Genomic DNA, 17,316 nt, shown 5'->3' with positions numbered 1-17,316 from the left:
GCTCCGCCGAGGCGGAGCCACGGCCAGGCTCGATCAGATCATTGGAACGGCGCCGGGCTCCTCACACCAGGGCCGTTCGGCCCATGTCCGCTGCCGGCCGACCCTGCACACCCCAGTGGTAGGCGGTACGCATGATCTCCTCCATGTCGTCGAGCATGGGCATCCGCGGGTTGGCCGGGGCGCACTGGTCCTCGTAAGCGTTCAAGGCCTGCTGGGGCAGCGCGTCAAGAAAGGACTGCTCGTCGATGCCCAGGGCCTGGAAGGACGGCTCGATGCCCACGGCGTCGCGCAGCCGCTCCACCGCGGTGGCCAACGACTCCACGCCCTCCTGTGAGGTGGAGGCAGGCAGGCCGAGGGCGCAGGCGATCTCCTGGAAGCGTTCGGGGGCGCGGTAGTTCTCGTACTTGGGCCAGCCCGTGAGCTTCTTCGGGATGGTGCCGTTGTAGCGGATGACGTGTGGCAGCAGCACGGCGTTGGTGCGGCCGTGCGCGATGTGGAATGTGGCGCCGAGGGTGTGGGACATGGCGTGGACGATGCCGAGGAAGGCGTTCCCGAAGGCCATGCCGGCGATGGTGGCCGCGTTGTGCATCTTCTCCCGCGCGTCGGGGCGGCCGGTGCGGTCGTTGACCGCCGCTTCGATGTTGTCGAAGATCAGCCGGATGGCGTGCAGGGCGAGGCCGTCGGTGAAGTCGTTCGCGTACACGGACACGTATGACTCGATGGCGTGGGTGAGTGCGTCGAAGCCGCTGTCGGCGGCCAGCGCCGGGGGCAGGTCCGCGGTGAGCAGCGGGTCGACGATGGCCACGCTGGGGGTGAGCGCGTAATCGGCCAGCGGGTACTTCTTGCCGGTGGCCGGGTCGGAGATGACCGCGAAGGGGGTGACCTCCGCGCCGGTGCCGGATGTGGTGGGCACGCACACCAGGTGCGCCCGGGTTCCGAGGACCGGGAAGCGGAAGGCGCGCTTGCGGATGTCGGAGAACTTCTGCCGCATGTCGGCGAAGTCGACGTCCGGGTGCTCGTACAGCAGCCACATCACCTTGGCGGCGTCCATCGGGGAGCCGCCGCCGAGCGCGATGATCGTGTCCGGACGGAAGTCCCGCATGAGCTGGGCGCCGCGCTGGACAGAGTCGATGCTCGGCTCCGGTTCGACGTTGTCGATGGTCTGGAGGGTGACCGGCTCGTGGCGGCGCTGCAGGACGCGGCTGACGCGGTCGACGAAGCCGAGGCGGGTCATGGTGGCGTCGGTGACGATCGTGACGCGGTGGACGTCCGGCATCGAGGCCAGATACCGGATGGACTGCGGCTCGAAGTAGATCTTCGGCGGTATCTTGAACCACTGCAGGTTGTTGCGTCGGGCGCTGACCCGCTTGACGTTCAGCAGTTGGGCGGCCGAGACGTTGTTGGACACCGACGTGTGGCCCCAGGAGCCGCAGCCCAGGGTGAGTGACGGCATCAGACTGTTGTAGATGCCGCCGATCGCTCCCTGCGACGACGGAGCGTTGACGATGATCCGCACCGTCTTCATACGCCGGCCGTACGCCTCCGCGAGCGCAGGGTCCTCGGTGTGGATGACCGCTGTGTGGCCCTGGCCGTGGAACTCGACCATGTCGGCTGCGAGATCGAAGCCCTGCTGCTCGGAGTCGGCACGCAGCACGGCGAGCACCGGGCAGAGCTTCTCCCGGCTCAGTGGCTCATCGGGGCCGACCCGGTCGGCCTCGACCAGAATCAGTGAGGTGTTGTCCGGGACAGCGAAGCCGGCGTTTTCGGCGATCCAGGCAGGGCTCTGCCCGACGGCTGCGGCGTTGACCTTGGGTTCGCAGCCTGCGTTCGCCCGTCCGGTCGGGAACAGGAACGCCTCCAGCTTCGCCTTCTCCTCCGGGGTCGCGAGGTGGGCGTGCAGGGTCCGGAATTCGGCCACTGCGGCGTCGTAGATCTCGTCGTCCAGGATGACGGCCTGTTCGGAGGCACAGATCATGCCGTTGTCGAAGGACTTGGACAGCACGAGGTCGTTGACGGCCCGGCGCAGCTTGGCGCTCTTGTGCACATACGCGGGTACGTTGCCGGCGCCGACCCCCAGGGCGGGCTTGCCCGCCGAGTAGGCGGCCCGGACCATGGCGTTGCCGCCGGTGGCGAGGATCAGGGAGACGCCGGGGTGGCGCATCAGGATGCCCGTCGCTTCCACGGACGGGCTCTCGATCCACTGCACGCAGTGCTCCGGCGCGCCAGCGGCAACGGCCGCGTCCCGGACGATCCGGGCCGCCGCCGTGCTGCACCGCTGGGCGGAGGGGTGGAAGGCGAACACGATCGGATTGCGGGTCTTCAAGGCCATCAGGGCCTTGAAGACGGTCGTGGAGGTCGGGTTGGTGACGGGCGTGATCGCACAGACCACACCGACCGGCTCGGCCACCTCGACCATGTCCTCGATGTCGTCGCGGGCAATGACGCCGACGGTCCTCATCGGGCCCATGCTGTGTGTGACGTGCTCGCACGCGAACATGTTCTTGGCCGCCTTGTCCTCGAAGACGCCGCGTCGGGTCTCCTCGACGGCGAGGCGGGCCAGCGCGGTGTGCTGGTCCAGGGCGGCGACCGAGGCCTTCTTCACGATGTGGTCGACCTGTTCCTGGGTGAGGGCGTCGTAGTCGGCGAGCGCCTTGAGCCCGTTCGTGACCAGTTGGTCCACGGCGATGGTGGTGTCGGACGGCGCGCCGGAGGTGGCCGTTGCCTCGGTTCCGGCGTCGTGGCGGGTCATGGGTGCGCCTCCCTTGACGAGGGCCGCCGAGCGTGCCCGGCGGTGAGCGGACGTGAGCGGCACCGTGAGAGACCGGTGCCGCCCATGTCTTCACTCTCGTTCTGCCCTGCCCCCACTCCCAGGTGCCGATGGTCCCTTCCGGGGGCTGACCGGTACCGCTTCGGGCGGGCGGGGGAGCCCTTCGGACAAGGGGCCCGCCCTGGGGTTCATCGCGGTGTGACCTCCGCCGCTGGGGTTGCCGGTGAAGGACTCAGTGCGCGGCCGGTTGCGCGGGGCGGCAGTCGTCGATGTCGAAGCCGAGCTCGTTGAACACACCGACGACGCCCTCCGCACGCCAGGTCGACCGAATCGCCAGAGGGATGTCGCTGCGACGATGGAGGCGTCCTTCCAGCGTGACCATGCCGTCCCGGACGGATACGGCGACGGCGTCGGATGGCAGGCCCAGTGCGCCGACCAGGATCTCCTGGATCACCTGCCGGCGGATCTCCTCATCCGTACGCAGGAAGACCCGCAGCAGGTCGCGACGGGTGGCGATACCGATGAGACGGTCCTCCTCATCCACCACGGGAAGCCGATCGACGCCCTGACGTTCCATCAGTCTGGCGGCATCCGAAACACGCTGCTCCGGATGGATGGTGACCGCCGGGGTCGCCATCAGCCCTGCCACGGTCGCGGCTACGGGGCCACGCGTGAGGTCGGCGCCGGAGACCACCCCGACCACCTTGTCATCGTGGTCGACGACCGGCAGGGCGCGGATGCGGTGCCGCTCCAGCAGCCCTACCACGTCGTCCAACGGCGTCTGCCGGCTTGCACAGACGACCTCGCTGGTCATGACTTCGCCGACGGTGAGTGACTTCATGGCGCTTCCCTACCTTCACCGGTACGGGCGGGGGTGGCAGGACTTGCTTCCCGCTGGGGAACAGTGCCTCTGCCTCAAGGCTCCTACCGACCGTCTCGCCGCCCCTTCAGCGTCGCAGCCACCTGCCCCGGGCCGCAGGGCCCGGACGTACCTGGTGGAGGGCCGACCCGCCTCGTACCGGAGGGCCGGGAGACTCCAATCCCGCCCGCTGACGGCCTGGCCACCACGCCATGGTGGGGGAGTGGCCGACTTGCGGACCGCCTCCTTGCGGTGCAGGACCCTATCCAGCCGCTGTTCGCCACTGGTACGACGCTGCAGAGCGCCGGCCGCTTCATCGAGCACGCGGAGGCCTCGGAGCGCGTGCTGCGAGCGGTGGACGACCTGGACGAGACCATCAAGATCATCAGGTCGACCATCTTCGGTCTGCGGTCGCGCGACGACCGTACCGGCGGGGCCGGCCTACGGGCCCGCGTGGTCGCGCGGTCGGCGAGGCAGCTCCGGTCATGGGCTTCGCCCCCAGCGTGCGCATGGAGGGTCTGCTCGACACGGACGTGCCAAAGGGGATCGCCGATCACCTAATGGCCGTCCTCTCCGAGTCCCTGACCAACATCGCCCGGCGCGCGCACGCCGACCGCGCCGATGTCGGCCTCGAGACCGACGGGCACGAGGCGCGGCTCACGGTCTCCGACAACGGCGTGGGCATCCCGCCGGACGGCCGCCGCGGCGGCCTGCGCAACATGGCCGAAAGGGCCGAGCAACTGGGCGGCGAGCTGGAGTGGTCCAGCCCGGCCGACGGCGGCGGCACCACGCTGACCTGGCGGGTTCCCGTAGAGGAGGACTAGCGGAGCTGCCCGCGGATCCGCTGGACGCTCCGCAGCGCGTCGTCGGTCATGCCGAAGACAGGCGCTCCTCGCCCTTGCCGGGGGTGGTTGACGCGGTCGAGCCGGCGGATCGCGTGAGCTCGAATTCCACGTCCACCACACCCTCGACGGCCCGGACCAGGCGTGCGGCCAGCGGGACCAGGGAGGTGTCGCGGGCGTGGCCGCTGAGTTTCACGATGCCGTCCCGTACCGCCACCCGCAGGGTCGACTGCAGCGCGGGGAAGAGAGCTGCCACGACTTCCCGACGGACCTCCTCCGCGATCTCCTCGTCGTCACGCAGGAACACCTTCAGCAGGTCGGCGCGGCTGACGACGCCCTGCAGCATGCCGACTTCGTCGACGACGGGGAGTCGCTTGACCTTGGCGTGTGCCATCGTGCGCGCGGCCTGTGCGAGCGTCGCGTTCGCCCGGACGGTGAGGGCCGGGGAAGTCATCAGGTCCTCTGCGGTGAGGCCGCCGGCCTTCGCCAGGTCGCCGAGACGACGCTGCTGCGCATGCCGGTCGGGGTCGCTGTCGCGGAACTCCTCCTTCGGCAGCAGGTCAGCCTCGGAGACGACGCCGACCACGCGGCCCTCGCCCTCGAGGACGGGCAGGGCGCTCACCTTCCAGTCCTGCATCAGCCGCACGATCTCCTTGAACGTGGCCCGCCGACCGACGGCGGCAACCGTGTGGGACATGACGTCGCTGACGATGTGCGGGGTGCCGTACATGGAGACTCCTTCGTCGCTTCGGCCCGCTCACACGGTGCTTCCGGCGCCGTAGGGGGCGTAGAGGTCCAGCAGCCGGGTCCTGGTCGTGCGCAGGCGGTGGGCGAGCACCTCGCCGACCCACTGGGTGACGGCCTGGCCGAGGGCCGGGTCATCCTGACATAGGGAGCGGACGGCCACGGCGTCGAACTCGTAGGCCCGCACCGGCGTTGTCGCCGTGGCACCCAGATGCCAGACGTGTGGCGGGAACAGCCAGGACCAGCCGACGAGTTCGTCGTGACCGAGTGTCTCGATCACGGCGGTGCGCCGGCCCGGCACATGGGTGTCGAGCTCGACGGAGCCGGTGCGGATGATCCAGAACCGGTCCGCCGGGGCTCCCTCCTGGAAGATGCGCGTTCCCTGCGGGAAGGACACCTCCCGGGCGATGCGCATGATGCGCTGCCGGTGGTCGGTGGGCAGCGCGCGCAGCATGGTCGGGGTGTACATGGCCTGCCTCCCGGACGGGGGATGGGAACCTGGCACTTTCAGTCTGCGGCGGCGGCCGGGAGCAGGTGAGGGGCCATCCGGCCCCGAGCACGGACCACCCGGCCCGAGGGCTGGGCAGCAGCGTGGTGTCGGGTGTCTGGTGCCGGGAGCTGAAGGGCGCGCTCGGAGGGTGGCTGACCGCGCAGCCGACAACGGCCGCCGCCCGTGTGCGGGCGAGGGCGGCGGCCGTGGCGCGATCGTCGTGACTCCCCCGACATGCGACCCGCGTGGATGTCTTCGTGGCTCCTGGGGCTCCGCGGGAGAAATGCCCCACTTCGAACGAGCCGGAAGGACCTGGCATCGCAGCCCGTTGTCGGCGCGTCTGGATGGGTCGGCTGTGGCGCCTGGCTCCCATTGTCGACCCGGCCCATTGCTCCGGAGCGGGCCGTTCGGCCCCGTGTCAAGGCCGAACGGCCCCAGCCCCGCGCCCAGTTGGCAGGCGGTGGGGCGGGTTGGGCTGTCCGGGCCTGCGGCACCGGGACCATCGGACCGCTCACGGGCCGTGTGGCCGCTGACCGCGCCCGGCGCCTACGCAGAAAGATCGTTCACGGATCCAACCACCCGTAGCGAACCACGCAAGGAGTACAACCATGCCCAGAGGCACAAACGGCGGAAAGGGGACCGCGCCGACGGTGGCGCTCGGCCTTCCCGCCGCCTCCGCGCTCGTGATCGGCAGCATCATCGGCACCGGGGTCTTCGCGCTGCCCTCCGCGCTCGCCCCGTACGGCCCCATCTCCCTCGTCGCGTTCGGCGTCGTGACCCTCGGCGCGCTGGCGCTGGCGCTGACCTTCGGGGCGCTGTCGAAGCGGGCTCCCGCCAGCGGTGGGCCGTACGTCTACGCCCGTGAGGCCTTCGGCGAGTTCGCCGGGTTCCTCAACGCCTGGTCGTACTGGATCACCGCATGGGCCGGCAACGCAGCGATCGTGGTGGCCTGGGTCGGGTATGTCGAGGTGTTCGTCAACACCGGGCACCAGAAGCGGATTTCGGTGCTCCTCGCACTGATCGGCCTGTGGATCCCCGCGGCGATCAACCTCACCGGCGTCCGGAACACGGGAGCGTTCCAGGTGATCACGACCGTGCTGAAGTTCGTCCCGCTGGTCTTCATGGCCACCGTCGGGCTGCTGTTCATCGATTCCCACAACTTCGGCGACTTCAACGCCAGCGGGCAGTCGACGCTGGGCGCGCTCTCGGCCGCGGCCGCCATCGCCCTGTTCAGCTATCTGGGGCTGGAGGCTGCTTCCGTGGTCGCCGGCCGGGTGCGTGAGCCGGAGCGGAACGTTCCGCGCGCCACCATCTATGGCACCCTCGTCTGCGCGGTGATCTACATTCTGGGCACCCTCTCGGTCTTCGGGACCGTCTCGCACGGCGCGTTGGGTCACTCGACCGCACCCTTCACCGACGCCACCGACAACATCTTCGGCGGCACCTGGGCAGGGGACGCCGTCGCCGTCGCCGCGATCATCTCGGGCATCGGCGCGCTCAACGGCTGGACCATGCTGTGCGCCGAGATGCCGTACGCCGCTGCGCGCGACGGACTCTTCCCCCGAGCCTTCGCCAGGCTGCGCGGCGAGAACGGCGTCCCGGTCTTCGGCATCGTCGCCTCGACCGTGCTGGCCTCGCTGATCACGGTGTTCAGCTACACGCGCTTCGACGACGTCTTCACCAAGATCGTGCTGCTGAGCGTGCTGACCGCCGTCATCCCGTACCTGTTCTCCGCCGCCGCCCAGCTGTACTGGCTGCTCGTGCGCGGCCAGGAGAGCCTGAGCTCCCGTCTGCTGGCCCGAGACGTCACCGTCGCCGCCCTGGCCCTGGCCTTCTCGTACTGGTCGATCCAGGGCAGCGGCTACCAGACGGTCTACTACGGCCTGTTCGTGTTGCTGCTCGGAGTGCCGGTCTACGTCTGGCTCAAGCGCGGCCAGGCCGTCTACGGCGAGACCGTGGCTCCGAAGACCGCGGCGATCCCCGCCCAGCACGAGCGGGCTCCCGAGACGCCTCCGCCGGCTCCACGGCTCTCCCGTGGACTGCGCACGAGCCGTACCGGCGGACTCCGCAAGTGGAGCGCCTTCCGCCACCACGACTGACCACCACTGCAGCACGGAGGAACTCCAGCATGAACACTTTCCACGTCGACTCCGAGGTCGGCCGCCTGCGCCAGGTGATCCTGCACCGCCCCGGCCTCGAACTCTCCCGCCTCACCCCGCGCAACGTCGGCGCCCTGCTCTTCGACGACATCCTGTGGGCCAAGCGCGCCCGTGAGGAGCACGACGCCTTCGCGCAGGTGCTGCGCGACCACGGCGCCCGCGTCCACTACTTCGCCGACCTGCTCGCCCAGACTCTCGACGTCCCCGAGGCCCGCGACTGGCTCCTGGACCGGGTGGTCACCCTGGCCACGGTCGGCCCCGCCCTCATCGATCCGGTGCGCGAGCTGTGCGCGGACATGGACGGGGAGACCCTCGCGGGCTACCTCATCGGCGGGCTGCTGAAAAGCGACCTGCCGCTCGCCACCCCGCACAGCCTGGTGTGGAACGCGCTGGACGGCGACGACTTCGCGCTCGCCCCGCTGCCCAACCACCTCTTCCCGCGCGACAACTCCTGCTGGATGTACGACCGGTTGTCCGTCAACCCGATGGCCAAGCCCGCCCGGCGGCGCGAGAGCCGGCATGCCGAAGCCATCTACCGCTTCCACCCGATGTTCGCCGGTGCCGGGACCGAACCGCTCCTCGACGGGGCGGTGGGCACCCTGGAGGGCGGAGACGTGCACGTCCTCGGCAACGGCGCCGTCATGGTGGGTATGGGGGAGCGCAGCACCCCGCAGGCGGTGGAGAATCTCGCCACGCGACTGTTCGCCACCGGCACCGCGAACCGACTGATCGCCGTCCAGCTTCCTGCTACGCGCGCCTACATGCACCTCGACACGGTGCTGACCATGGTCGACCGGGACACCTTCGTCATTTACCCGGGCCTGGCCGACTCCTTGCGCTCCTGGACCCTGACGCCCAGCGACACTCGCGAGACCGGCTTCGACGTCACCCCGAACTCCGACCTGGCCACCGCGCTCGCCGAGGTCCTCGACCTGGACAAGGTCCGCATGCTGTCGGCGCCGCAGGACCTCCGCAACGCTGAGCGAGAGCAGTGGGACGACGGCAGCAACTTCCTGGCCGTCGCCCCCGGTGTCGTCGTCGGCTACGAGCGCAACGTCACCACCAACACCTATCTGCGCAAGCAGGGCATCGAGGTCGTCACCATCGCCGGCGCCGAACTCGGCCGCGGACGCGGCGGCCCGCGCTGCATGAGCTGCCCCATCGAACGCGACCCGGCCGCCTGACCCAGCAAGGGGAACACCACCATGACCGTCGACCTCCGAGGCCGCTCCTATCTGAGCGAACTCGACTTCGCCCCGGCCGAGATCCGCCACCTCCTGGACCTGGCAGCCGACCTCAAGGCGGCCAAGCGCGCCGGCACCGAGCGGCCCCGGTTGACCGGCCGGAACGTCGCGCTGATCTTCGAGAAGACGTCCACCCGCACCCGCTGCGCCTTCGAGGTCGCCGCCGCCGACCAGGGTGCGGCCACCACCTACCTCGGCCCAGGCGACACCCACATCGGCCACAAGGAGTCCATCGCCGACACCGCACGTGTCCTCGGCCGCATGTTCGACGGCGTCGAGTACCGGGGCTTCACCCAGTCGATCGTCACCGAACTGGCCGCCCACGCCGGCATTCCCGTCTACAACGGGCTGACCGACACCGCGCACCCCACCCAGAGTCTGTGCGACGTCCTCACCATGCGCGAGCACAGCCCCAAGCCGCTGCCGGACATCGCCTACTGCTACCTGGGCGACGCCCGCAACAACATGGGCAATTCCCTGCTGTCGATGGGTGCCCTGCTCGGCATGGACGTCCGCATCGCCGCCCCGGCCCCGCTCTGGCCCGACAGTGCCCTCGTGGCCTCCTGTCGCGCTCTGGCCGAGCGCAGCGGAGCCCGCATTACGCTCACCGAAGACGTCGAGACCGCCGTACGCGGCGCCGACTTCCTGCACACCGACGTCTGGGTCTCCATGGGCGAGCCCGCCGACACCTGGCGACAGCGCATCGATCTGCTGCTCCCGTACCAGGTCAACGACAAGACGCTCGCCCGCACCGGCAACCCGGACGTGAAGTTCATGCACTGCCTGCCGTCCCTGCACGACCGCCGCACCCGCTTGGGCCGGGACCTCTACGCCTCCTACGGCCTGGACGGACTGGAAGTCACCGACGACGTCTTCTCCTCGCCCGCCTCGATCGTCTTCGACCAGGCCGAGAACCGCCTCCACACCATCAAGGCCGTACTCGTCGCCACCCTGGAGGACTGAACCATGCGCATCGTCGTCGCCCTCGGCGGCAACGCCCTGCTGCACCGCGGCGAACGCCCCGACGCCGCCGTCCAGCAGGCCAACATCGACCGCGTCGCCGACGCCCTGGCCGCCCTCGCCCACGAACACGAGCTGGTCATCACCCACGGCAACGGCCCGCAGATCGGCCTGCTCGCCATGGAGAGCGCCGCCGACCCCGCGCTCAGCGCCCCCTACCCACTCCATCTGCTCGGCGCCCAGACCCAGGGCATGATCGGCTCCCTGCTGGCCCGCACCTTGCACGACGCCCTGCCCGGGCGCCGGATCGCCACCCTCGTCACGCACACCGTCGTGCGGGCCGACGATCCGGCCTTCGAACGGCCCACGAAGTTCGTCGGCCAGGTCTACCCCCCAGCCCTGGCGAAATCCCTCGCCGGCAAGCGCGGCTGGCACATCGCACGGGACACGGGCGGCTGGCGCCGGGTCGTACCCTCCCCGGTGCCCGAACGCATCGTGGAGACCGACACCATCCACGACCTGCTCAACAGCGGCACGCTCGTGATCTGCGCCGGCGGCGGAGGCGTCCCCGTCACCGCCGACCGCGACACCGGTGCACTGACCGGCGTCGAAGCCGTCATCGACAAGGACCTCACCGCCGCCCTGCTTGCCGAGGACCTGAAGGCGGACTTCCTGCTCATCCTCACCGACGTACCCAACGTGTACGAGGGGTACGGCACCCCCGACCAGCGGCCCGTCCTGGACGCGACACCCGACGAGCTGCGCCGCGGCGGCTTCCCCGACGGTTCCATGGGCCCCAAGGCCGACGCGGCAGCACGGTTCGTCGAGCACACCGGAGGCCTGGCCGCCATCGGTGCTCTGGCTGCGGCGTACGAGATCGTCCATGGCAGGGCGGGGACGCTCATCCGCCCGGACCTCGCCCAGGGCTGACCGTGGAACGCTTCTTCGGTTGTCGCGCCGCGTCCGGTGGGCGGCCACCGCGCTGTGGCCGCCTACCTCGGGCAACGGGGTTCATGGTGCCTCCGGAGGGTCCGCTGTGGGGGGAGCTGTTCAGCGCGGATTGGCAGATCCAGCGCCGTGCGGTCCTGTGACCCCGGCGGTGAGGGCCGTGTGGCCCAAGCGGAGCCCTGCGAGCCCGTCCATGCTGGAAATACGGGGCACTAGCAGAGATCTGGCCCTGGCGGCCCGGCGACAGGAACGGCGCCAGACCGTCGCGGGTTCTTGCGACAGGGCGACTCCGCCCGCGGCAGCTGCACGCTACCGGCCGCTGCGGACGGAAGCCACCACTCACGGTGTGGGCCGACTGGCGATACCGACCGGCGCCGCACCCGTTGTCGTCCCCGTCAACTACTCCGTCGTCGACGACGCCATCGCGTTCCGGACCCGGCAGGACTCCGTGCCCACGCAGGGGCTCGACCAAGAGGTGGCCTTCGAAGTCGACCGCGTGGACGACGCGTTGAGCCAGGGGTGGAGCGTCTTGGTACGCGGGCGTGCCGAAGCGGTAACGGACCCCGAGGCCGTACGCCGTCTCGCCGAGCGTGCCTACAGCGACCCGTGGGCCGCCGGGGTGCGCGACCTTTGGATCCGCATAGGGCTCACCGTGGTCACGGGCCGCCGTATCGACACGTGGTGACCTCGCGCCGCGCGGTTGCGGCCGACCGGACGCCCTTCGGGGACCAGTGGTCCCTCCTGTAACAGGGCATCGGTCCAAGAGAGTGGACCCCTCACGAAGGAGGCCAGCTCTCATGTCCGCAAACCCTCGTCCCGTCACCGTCGGCCTCGACGGCAGCCACCAGAGCCTCGCCGCCGCCGAATGGGCGGCCCGCGAGTCCCTGCTGCGCGGCGTTCCCCTGCGGCTCGTGCACGCCTGGGAACACTCGGCTGCCACGTACGCGTCGATGGCGGGAGTCGCGGTAAGTCCGCCTGATCCCGAGTGGTCCGCGCGTCTGCTGTCCGATGCCCGCGTGGCCTTGACGCGCCGTCATCCGGGCCTGCTCCTCGCCGCAGACCTCCTGTCCGGTGAGCCGACGGCGGCCCTGGTGGCCGCAGCGACGGACGCCGACATGCTGGTGCTCGGGTCGCGTGGTCTGGGCAGGACCGTGGGGTTCCTGCTGGGTTCGGTGAGCCAGACGGTGGTCGCGCGGGCTCGACGGCCGGTGGTGCTGATCCGTCCCGGCGCCGACGGGTCGCAGGAGAGCGACAGCCGTGCCAGGGCAACGGCGTATGGCGACGTGGTGGTGGGTGTGGATCTGGACGGCCCCGACGACGCCGTTCTGGAGTTCGCCTTCGACGCCGCCTCGCGGCGGGCTGCCCGCCTGCGGGTCGTCCACGGTTGCGTCACCACGGAGGAACCCGGCGAGCCGGCGCTCACCTCGGACCGCGCGCTGCACGGCGGGTCGGCCGCGTGGATTCAGCAGGGCCGGGCCGACCTGCTGGGGCCCTGGCGAGAGAAGTTCCCGGATATCGAGGTGACCGAGCAGACCGTGATCGGCCGCCCGGCGTCGCACCTGGTCGATGCCAGTCAGGACGCTGCTTTGCTGGTTGTCGGCAGGGCCACATCCCACACGGCGCTCGGGCCGCACATCGGACCGGTCACCCATGCGGTGCTCCAGCACGCTGCCGCGCCGGTCGCGGTCGTCCCGCACGCCTGACACCGCCGCCGAACACGGGCCGAGCGGAACCCCCGAGGGACCCGCTCGTCCTTGGTCGTGCGGCACGCACAGTGCTTCCATGAGAGTGGCGGAAAGAACGTCCACCAGACGCGGGGAAGCGGCTCTGTCTGTTCGTCGACGGCGGCCGGGGCGCGGCGCCGGAAGTCCTCGGCGTTGGCGAAGAACAGGGGCGAGTCGTAGCGGTGGACCAGCAGGCCGGGGATCGTAGGGCCTGCGGGTAGTCGTCCACGTCGTGCATGCCCGCCACCTGGGGCACCAGCCCCTCGACCGCGTTGTGCGGGCGGGCCACCCGGGCCGGCAGCTCGGCCACCGACAGGCCCACGGCCACGATCACGCCGTACAGGATGTCCAGGGCGAGCACCCCGGCCAGGATGCCCAGCGCGAGCAGCAGTGCGCGGCGGCGGAAGGAAGCCAGGCGGCGGAAGCCCGCGAGGTCGATCATCCGCCAGATGGCTGAGGAATGACCACGGTTGGGCGAAGAACTCGGAGCCGGTCGTCCTCACCCCGGTGAGTTTGGGCAGCTGATACACCATCATGATCAGGGCCACGCCCGCGAGGTATCCGATCAGGACGGGTCGGGAGAGCAGGTCCGCGAGGAAGCCCAGCCGGCAGCGTCCGTGCCACGAGGCACAGCAGCCCCACTGTGGCTGGGTGGCGACGGCTGGTGCCCGGGCTCGGTGCCCTGGTCGAGTACGTGAGAGGCCACCGCGCATCCCGTAGGCCCATCTGTGACCGCACGCCCAAATGGCCCTGCGAGCAAGGTCGTTCAGCCCCATGGCTACAGACCTTCGGCATCAGGCGCACCCGGACCCGCAGGACAAGAGTGAGGGCGTCAGACACCGAGAGGACCGTAACCGAAGGGATCGCCACCATGGCCGTACACGAGCACTCTCACCGGAGCCCGGGCTTCCACCTGTCCTTCCGCAGGAACCGGAGCGGCTCCGCGATCGCCGTGTCGGCACGCGCCGACACCGACGTCTACGCCGTGCGGGCCTACGTCCTCGCGTCCCTGCGTCTGCTCACCGGTTTCGTCTTCCTGTGGGCGTTCCTGGACAAAGCCTTCGGCTTGGGCTACGCGACCGCGTCCGGCAAGGGCTGGATCGACGGCGGGTCGCCGACGAAGGGCTTCCTCAGTTCCGTTGCCGCCGGGCCGATGCAGTCGACCTTCCACTCGTGGGCCGGCGACACCTGGGCGGACTGGCTGTTCATGCTGGGTCTGCTCGGCATCGGCATGGCTGTCATCACCGGTGTGGCGCTGCGTCCGGCCGCGGTGGCCGGCGTGGCGATGATGGCGTTGATGTGGATTGCCGAGTGGCCGCCGGCCAGGCACCTGTCGAACGGGGCGCCGAGCATGTCGACGAATCCCTTCGCCGACTACCACGTCATCTACGCGGCGGCCCTGATCGCCGTGGCGGTCACGAGTGCGGGCGCCACCTGGGGCCTGGGCCGGTTGTGGGCGCGGCTGCCGATCGTCCGTGACCACGCCTGGCTGCGCTGACCCGCACGCGGCGCGACGGACCCCGGCCCTGGACCCCTCGCGCCGACCCCGCATAGCCCTTCGGCCCCGCTGAGGGACCGGCGGCCCCTGACTCGCAAGACCCATGAACACGACGCTGGAATCGGGTCCCCCCGGGTCCCCGAATTCAGGAGGAGGAGATCATGCCCCGCACCATCACCGTAGGCCTCGACGGCTCTCCCGAGAGCCGCGCGGCGGCGGAGTGGGCGGCCCGTGAGGCGGAGCTGCGCGGACTGCCGGTGAAGCTCGTCCAGGTCTGGGAACCGATGCCGGAGCCCGTGGCCCAGGCCCCGCTGCTGGGCGCCGAGACGCAGCAGCACTGGACCGAGAAGGTGCCGCGCGAGACCGCCGAAGGGCTGCGACTGCGCCACCCCGGCGTTGAGGTGACCACCGAACACGTCACTGGACGGCCCGCCGAGGCCCTCGTCCGCGCGGCGAAGGACGCCGCGCTGCTCGTCCTCGGTTCGCGTGGCCTGGGCGGGGTCGGCGGCTTCCTCGTCGGCTCCGTCGGACTCGCGGTCGTGGCGTACGCCGAGCGTCCCGTCGTCCTGGTCCGCGCCGGAGAGCAGGCCACCGACGAGCACGAGAAGGACCAGGCAGGCATCCCGTCCACCACAGCCCCGTTCCGCCCCGTCGTCCTCGGACTCGACGTTGGCCATCCCGACGAGGCGCTGCTCGGGTTCGCCTTCGATGCTGCCGCGTGCCGGAACGTGCCGTTGCGCGTCGTGCACGGCTGGAACCCGCCGCCCTACTACGCCTACGGCATGGCCCTGGAGCCCGCGGTCGAACGGGAGATGGCGAAGGGCGACGCCACCATGGTGACCGAGGTACTGCGCCCCTGGCGGCAGAAGTTCCCGGACGTCGAGGTGGTCGAGCAGTCCCACTACGGCAGTCCGTCCAGCCTGCTGATCGACGCCTCGCAGGAGGCCTCCCTGGTCGTCGTCGGCCGGCGCGTCCGGCGCTCCTCCGTCGGCGCCCACACCGGCCCCGTGACCCATGCCGTCCTGCACCACGCCACCGCCCCCGTCGCCGTAGTCGCCCACGACTGACGCGCCACCGCAGAGGAGAGAAGAGACCATGAAGGCAGCGGTCGTACGAGCCTTCGGCGAGCCCCTGGTCATCGAGGAGCGCCCCGACCCCGAGCCCGGCCCCGGCCAGGTCCGTATCCGCGTGGAGGCCTCCGGGCTGTGCCACACCGACATCCACGCCGCGCACGGCGACTGGCCTGTCAAGCCCGCCCCGCCGTTCGTCCCCGGTCACGAGGGCGTCGGCCTGGTCGAGAAGGTCGGCGAGGGCGTCACCCACCTGAGCGTCGGGCAGCGGATCGCCGTGCCCTGGCTGGGCAAGGCGTGCGGGCGGTGCGAGCACTGCCTGTCCGGCTGGGAGACACTTTGTGAGCAGCAGGTCGACACCGGGTACGGCTGTGACGGCGGATACGCCGAGAAGATGCTGGCCTGGGCCGACTTCGCCCAGCCGGTGCCCGAGGGCGCCACCCCGTTCGACGCCGCCCCGCTGACCTGCGCCGGCGTGACGACGTACAAGGCCCTCAAGGTCGCAGACGTCAGGCCAGCGCAGCTGGTCGCGATCTCCGGCGTCGGCGGCCTCGGCCACCTCGCGCTGCAGTACGCGAAGATCGCCGGAGCGACGGTCGCCGCGATCGACGTCACCGACGACAAACTCCAACTCGCCCGCGAGCTCGGCGCGGACATCGTCATCGACGCCCGCAAGCAGGACGTCGGCAAGGAGCTGAAGAAGCACGGCGGCGCCCACGCGGCCATCGCGCTCGCGGTGAACCCGGCGGCGTTCGAGGCGGTCAACTCCGGCCTGCGGCGCGGCGGAAAGCTCGTCATGGTGGCCCTGCCCGCACACGGCACCATCCAGGTCCCGATCTTCGACACCGTGCTCAACGGTACCTCGGTGATCGGCTCGATCGTCGGCACCCGGCAGGACCTCGCCGACGTCTTCCAGCTCCACGCGGCCGGCCGCACCAAGGTCATCTACGAGACCCGCCCGCTCGCTTCCGTGAACGAGTCCATCGACGCCGTGCTGCGCGGCGAGATCAAAGCCCGGATCGTCTTCGACCTGGACGCGGGAAGGTGAGGACGATGGAACTCCCTGTGGTCGTCGGCGTCGACGGTTCCGTGCCGAGCCTGCGCGCCGTCGACTGGGCGGCCGACGAGGCCGCCCTGCGCGGGCTGCCGCTCCGGATCGTGTACGCGTCGCTGTGGGAACGGTACGAAGGCACCTCCCTCACCCAGGATCTGGGCAAGCCTTCCGAGGAGGTGATGGCCGAGGACATCGTCGAGAGCGCGGCACGTCGTGCGCACAGCCACCAGGCCGAGGTGAAGGTCACCACTGACGTGCTGCCCGAGGAGCCGGAGTACGCGCTGGTACGCGAGAGCCGCACCGCCTCCGCGATGGTCCTCGGCTCGCGGGGCCGCAGCGGCATCGCCGAGGCTCTTCTGGGTTCCGTCAGTGTGACAGTGGCCGGGCACGGGCACTGCCCTGTGATCGTGCTGCGCGGCAGTCACGACAACCGGGTCCGTCGCGGCGCGGGCGCCGTCGTCCTGGGCATCGGCGAGAAGCCGGCGGACGCGGCGGCGGTGCGCTTCGCCGTCGAGGAGGCACAACGTCGTGGTGTGCCGCTGGAGGCCGTACGAGCCTGGCGGTGTCCGGCGCACGAGAGCACCGATCACCCTCTGCCGGCCGGAGGACCCGCCCGGCTGCACGAAGAGCGCGCGGTGGAGGAACTGGAAGCGGCTCTGCAGGACCTCCCGGCCGACGTCCAAGTGCACCGGCGCACCGTTGAGGGCCACGCTCACCGGGTCCTGCTGGACGCCTCGGCCGATGCCGGCCTGCTCGTCGTCGGGGCCCGGCGCCGCGAAGGCCACTACGGCCTCCAGCTCGGCCGCGTCGCCCAGACGGTGCTGCACCACTCCGTCTGCCCGGTCGCCGTCGTACCCCAGCGGGCGTGAGCGAGGTGACCGGCTGCTCAGAGGCTCGCCGCGTGATCGGGACGTAGGTCTGCAGATCGCGCGGCGGGCGCTCGCAGCCGGTCGGCGG

Annotated in this window: 14 protein-coding genes and 2 pseudogenes; 11 read left to right on the top strand and 5 right to left on the bottom strand. The window is 70.6% G+C overall.

Annotation, left to right across the window (positions count from 1 at the left end; all coding sequences use genetic code 11):
• Positions 1 to 61 precede the first annotated feature (61 nt).
• Together adhE and ACWGJ5_RS39270 are read right to left on the bottom strand one after the other, a co-directional pair.
• Positions 62 to 2,749, bottom strand: a complete 2,688-nt coding sequence (gene adhE, locus ACWGJ5_RS39275; protein WP_453314406.1) for a bifunctional acetaldehyde-CoA/alcohol dehydrogenase — start codon at positions 2,747 to 2,749, stop codon at positions 62 to 64.
• Between the two features lie 250 nt (positions 2,750 to 2,999).
• The gene (locus ACWGJ5_RS39270) at positions 3,000 to 3,608 is read right to left on the bottom strand and encodes a CBS domain-containing protein (protein WP_453314405.1); all 609 of its coding nucleotides are present in this window, start codon (positions 3,606 to 3,608) and stop codon (positions 3,000 to 3,002) included.
• Between the two features lie 282 nt (positions 3,609 to 3,890).
• Between ACWGJ5_RS39270 and ACWGJ5_RS39265 the strand changes: the two are divergent.
• A pseudogene (locus tag ACWGJ5_RS39265) lies at positions 3,891 to 4,450 on the top strand (sensor histidine kinase); the annotation flags it as partial.
• 46 nt (positions 4,451 to 4,496) lie between these two features.
• Here ACWGJ5_RS39265 and ACWGJ5_RS39260 read toward each other — a convergent pair.
• On the bottom strand, positions 4,497 to 5,198 hold the full coding sequence (locus ACWGJ5_RS39260) for a CBS domain-containing protein (protein WP_453314404.1): 702 nt from the start codon (positions 5,196 to 5,198) through the stop codon (positions 4,497 to 4,499).
• Positions 5,199 to 5,225: 27 nt separating this feature from the next.
• On the bottom strand, positions 5,226 to 5,681 hold the full coding sequence (locus tag ACWGJ5_RS39255) for a cyclic nucleotide-binding domain-containing protein (RefSeq protein ID WP_453314403.1): 456 nt from the start codon (positions 5,679 to 5,681) through the stop codon (positions 5,226 to 5,228).
• Between the two features lie 704 nt (positions 5,682 to 6,385).
• Between ACWGJ5_RS39255 and ACWGJ5_RS39250 the strand changes: the two genes are divergently transcribed.
• From ACWGJ5_RS39250 to ACWGJ5_RS39225, 6 genes are all read left to right on the top strand, one after another.
• Entirely contained in the window at positions 6,386 to 7,801 is a 1,416-nt protein-coding gene (locus tag ACWGJ5_RS39250; protein ID WP_453314413.1) for an APC family permease, read from the top strand.
• A 29-nt stretch (positions 7,802 to 7,830) separates the two neighbouring features.
• A complete protein-coding gene (locus ACWGJ5_RS39245) occupies positions 7,831 to 9,045 on the top strand; it encodes an arginine deiminase (protein WP_453314402.1) in 1,215 nt (404 codons plus the stop codon).
• A 21-nt stretch (positions 9,046 to 9,066) separates the two neighbouring features.
• Complete coding sequence (argF, locus tag ACWGJ5_RS39240) at positions 9,067 to 10,068, top strand: ornithine carbamoyltransferase (RefSeq protein ID WP_453314401.1); 1,002 nt, start codon at positions 9,067 to 9,069, stop codon at positions 10,066 to 10,068.
• 3 nt (positions 10,069 to 10,071) lie between these two features.
• Positions 10,072 to 10,995, top strand: coding sequence for a carbamate kinase (locus ACWGJ5_RS39235; RefSeq protein ID WP_453314400.1), 924 nt, complete (start codon positions 10,072 to 10,074; stop codon positions 10,993 to 10,995).
• A 364-nt stretch (positions 10,996 to 11,359) separates the two neighbouring features.
• The gene (locus ACWGJ5_RS39230; RefSeq protein WP_453314399.1) at positions 11,360 to 11,698 is read left to right on the top strand and encodes a pyridoxamine 5'-phosphate oxidase family protein; all 339 of its coding nucleotides are present in this window, start codon (positions 11,360 to 11,362) and stop codon (positions 11,696 to 11,698) included.
• 112 nt (positions 11,699 to 11,810) lie between these two features.
• Positions 11,811 to 12,716 carry a universal stress protein gene (locus ACWGJ5_RS39225; RefSeq protein WP_453314398.1) on the top strand — a complete coding sequence of 302 codons (906 nt, stop codon included), beginning with the start codon at positions 11,811 to 11,813 and terminating at the stop codon, positions 12,714 to 12,716.
• Between the two features lie 116 nt (positions 12,717 to 12,832).
• Here ACWGJ5_RS39225 and ACWGJ5_RS39220 read toward each other — a convergent pair.
• A pseudogene (locus ACWGJ5_RS39220) lies at positions 12,833 to 13,382 on the bottom strand (SulP family inorganic anion transporter); the annotation flags it as partial.
• 226 nt (positions 13,383 to 13,608) lie between these two features.
• On the opposite strand from ACWGJ5_RS39220, the gene ACWGJ5_RS39215 reads away from it, so the two are divergent.
• The 4 genes from ACWGJ5_RS39215 (at position 13,609) to ACWGJ5_RS39200 (ending at position 17,228) form a co-directional block, all read left to right on the top strand.
• Entirely contained in the window at positions 13,609 to 14,235 is a 627-nt protein-coding gene (locus ACWGJ5_RS39215; protein WP_453314397.1) for a hypothetical protein, read from the top strand.
• Between the two features lie 161 nt (positions 14,236 to 14,396).
• Positions 14,397 to 15,302: a universal stress protein gene (locus tag ACWGJ5_RS39210; protein WP_453314396.1), complete on the top strand. Its 906-nt coding sequence runs from the start codon at positions 14,397 to 14,399 to the stop codon at positions 15,300 to 15,302.
• 28 nt (positions 15,303 to 15,330) lie between these two features.
• A complete protein-coding gene (locus tag ACWGJ5_RS39205; RefSeq protein ID WP_453314395.1) occupies positions 15,331 to 16,353 on the top strand; it encodes a zinc-dependent alcohol dehydrogenase in 1,023 nt (340 codons plus the stop codon).
• Positions 16,354 to 16,358: 5 nt separating this feature from the next.
• On the top strand, positions 16,359 to 17,228 hold the full coding sequence (locus ACWGJ5_RS39200) for a universal stress protein (protein WP_453314394.1): 870 nt from the start codon (positions 16,359 to 16,361) through the stop codon (positions 17,226 to 17,228).
• Positions 17,229 to 17,316: the final 88 nt, after the last annotated feature.

The sequence above is a fragment of the Streptomyces sp. NPDC054783 genome (assembly GCF_053611725.1).
The sequence above is the reverse complement of the archived record's forward strand: the minus strand, read 5'-3'. Positions and strand labels throughout refer to the sequence as shown.

Bases quoted from the DNA above. Each gene is read 5' to 3' on its own strand.
- adhE (WP_453314406.1), bottom strand. From the start codon at position 2,749: ATGACCCGCCACGACGCCGGAACCGAGGCAACGGCCACCTCCGGCGCG.
- ACWGJ5_RS39270 (WP_453314405.1), bottom strand. From the start codon at position 3,608: ATGAAGTCACTCACCGTCGGCGAAGTCATGACCAGCGAGGTCGTCTGT.
- ACWGJ5_RS39260 (WP_453314404.1), bottom strand. From the start codon at position 5,198: ATGTACGGCACCCCGCACATCGTCAGCGACGTCATGTCCCACACGGTT.
- ACWGJ5_RS39255 (WP_453314403.1), bottom strand. From the start codon at position 5,681: ATGTACACCCCGACCATGCTGCGCGCGCTGCCCACCGACCACCGGCAG.
- ACWGJ5_RS39245 (WP_453314402.1), top strand. From the start codon at position 7,831: ATGAACACTTTCCACGTCGACTCCGAGGTCGGCCGCCTGCGCCAGGTG.
- argF (WP_453314401.1), top strand. From the start codon at position 9,067: ATGACCGTCGACCTCCGAGGCCGCTCCTATCTGAGCGAACTCGACTTC.
- ACWGJ5_RS39235 (WP_453314400.1), top strand. From the start codon at position 10,072: ATGCGCATCGTCGTCGCCCTCGGCGGCAACGCCCTGCTGCACCGCGGC.
- ACWGJ5_RS39225 (WP_453314398.1), top strand. From the start codon at position 11,811: ATGTCCGCAAACCCTCGTCCCGTCACCGTCGGCCTCGACGGCAGCCAC.
- ACWGJ5_RS39215 (WP_453314397.1), top strand. From the start codon at position 13,609: ATGGCCGTACACGAGCACTCTCACCGGAGCCCGGGCTTCCACCTGTCC.
- ACWGJ5_RS39210 (WP_453314396.1), top strand. From the start codon at position 14,397: ATGCCCCGCACCATCACCGTAGGCCTCGACGGCTCTCCCGAGAGCCGC.
- ACWGJ5_RS39205 (WP_453314395.1), top strand. From the start codon at position 15,331: ATGAAGGCAGCGGTCGTACGAGCCTTCGGCGAGCCCCTGGTCATCGAG.
- ACWGJ5_RS39200 (WP_453314394.1), top strand. From the start codon at position 16,359: ATGGAACTCCCTGTGGTCGTCGGCGTCGACGGTTCCGTGCCGAGCCTG.